The sequence below is a fragment of the Mesorhizobium sp. M7A.F.Ca.MR.362.00.0.0 genome, assembly GCF_004023175.1.
GTDB lineage: Bacteria > Pseudomonadota > Alphaproteobacteria > Rhizobiales > Rhizobiaceae > Mesorhizobium.
In genome coordinates, this window is record NZ_RZTF01000090.1 from 15837 (window position 1) to 17803 (window position 1967).

Annotated in this window: 1 protein-coding gene; it reads right to left on the bottom strand. The window is 66.4% G+C overall.

Annotation, left to right across the window (positions count from 1 at the left end):
- On the bottom strand, positions 1 to 1967 hold a 1967-nt coding region (locus EOC06_RS14170), incomplete at both ends, for an FUSC family protein (RefSeq protein WP_245469583.1).

Below are 1967 nucleotides of genomic sequence, written 5' to 3' on the forward strand. Positions count from 1 at the left end.
GGAAATCCTCCATCGCCGCGGCGATGATGCGCAGCGATGCTGCGATTTGCAGCAATTCGCCGGTGCCGTTTCGCTCGGCGATGTTCGCTGCGTACTGCCGGGCGACGGCGACGGTCGAGGTCTGTGGATCGCCGGGGGCGCGGAAAAGCAGTTCGCGCGCCAGTCCCCTCAGGAAGTTGGCGATCGAAAGCGCGGTCTCGGATGGAATGGCATGGCTTTGGCTTGCATCGCGCAGCCGAAGGACCTCCAGGCCGACGGTGACGGCGGCGACTCCGCCGCCCAGAACCGCATCGCCCTTCTGACCGGCATTCTGCACTAGCGGCATCAGCTGGTTGATGCGGTCGTAGGCGAGGCTCTCGAAGGCCGACCGCCTCGGCACCCGCTCATGCAGGCAAAGCCGCGCCAAATCCTCGCGCATGGCGCGCACGATGCGGTTGGCCGCGAGCCACGGATCGGCTGGCAGCACGACGATGAAGACACCGATCGCCAGCAGGATGCCGACCAGGATCGACGCCGACCCGGCGAAGAAGGGTACGGGATCGTAGGTCATCGCCTGGTGCGGGCTCAGGAAGGCGAGGAAGTTGATGGCGAAGGCCGTCGCCACGCCGACATAGCGTGGATTGGCCATGGCCAGCGCCGTCGGTACAAGGATGGGCACGACAAACAGCATGAACCAGCCGAAGCCCGGCAAAGCGGGCAGCGCGATCTGGCCGACGAGAAAGGCAAAGGGCAAAGCGAGCAGCGTTCCCTTGAAGAAACCCCAGGCGACCTGCACAGGGTCGGGGCGAGCAGCAAACAGGCTCGATACGACAGCAACGAGGATGACCGTGCCGGCCGCTTCCGACCATTTCGTCGTCAACCAGAAGGCCGCGACCAGCAGCGTGGCAAGGGCAGCACGCAAGGCGTTACGCGATGCGCCGGCGTAATCGCGATGCACCACCAGCGCAGGCTGCCTGCTGCCCCTGGCCAGGCGCGTGGCAGGCGCGCGCAGGGCGTCGAGGCCGCGCAGCACCTGCTTGAGCGCCTCGGCGAAATCGGCGGCGATGGTCAGGCGGGTGATGGTGCCGACCCTGTCGTCGCCCTGGTCGATCGAGGCATCTGGCATTTGCCGGGCGTTTCCGGAAATCGCATCGAGCCGAGCCACCCACAGCGCCGTATCGTCCAGCGCGCCGGGCTTGGTCGCCAGCTCGCTGACCAGCGACTGCAGTTCCGAGCGCACCGGAATGAGCGCCGCATTCTTCGGGGCGGCGTGTGAATGCAGCGCGCGTGCCGCCGACAGGGCCGAGAGCAGCTGTCCGATGGTGCGCCGGACTGGATGGGCGCGCGGCGCGAAGCTCGGCGCCTCGAGCCTGGCATAGGCGCGCATCTCGCCGAGCGTCTGGGCATCAGTGATCAGCTTTCGGTGCAGCGTGGACAGCGTTGCCGGGTCGCCGCCAGAGAACGCACCGCCGGCATAGCTGGCAAGATCAAGGATACAGCGTTTCAGGCGCGAGACGATGGCGTCGCTGGCCAGTTTTGGCAGGATCAGGCGGCTGGTCAGGCCGGCGCAGACAATGCCAAGCACGATCTCGGCACATCGCGCGACCGCGAGGTCGACGACGAGATGCGGTTGTCCGAAGGCGGGCAGACCGATGATCATTGCGGTGTAGCCGGCGAGCGCGGCGCCATAGGCTTCCGGATTGCGCAGCAGCGATGAGACGAAGGTACAGATGCCGATCCAGACGGCGAGCACCGTCACCAGCACCCAGGGGTTGGTGCCGAATACGGTGGTGATGCCGATCGCCGCGACGCCGCCGACCAGCGTGCCGAGCAGCCGGTAAAAGCCCTTCGCCAGCACCATGCCGGCAACCGGCTGGGCGACGATGAACACCGTCATCATGGCCCATTGCGGGTGGTCGAGTTTTAGGGCGTAGGCGGCCAGCAGCGCTATCAGGCCGGCTGAAACGGTGCGAAGAGCGAAAATCCAA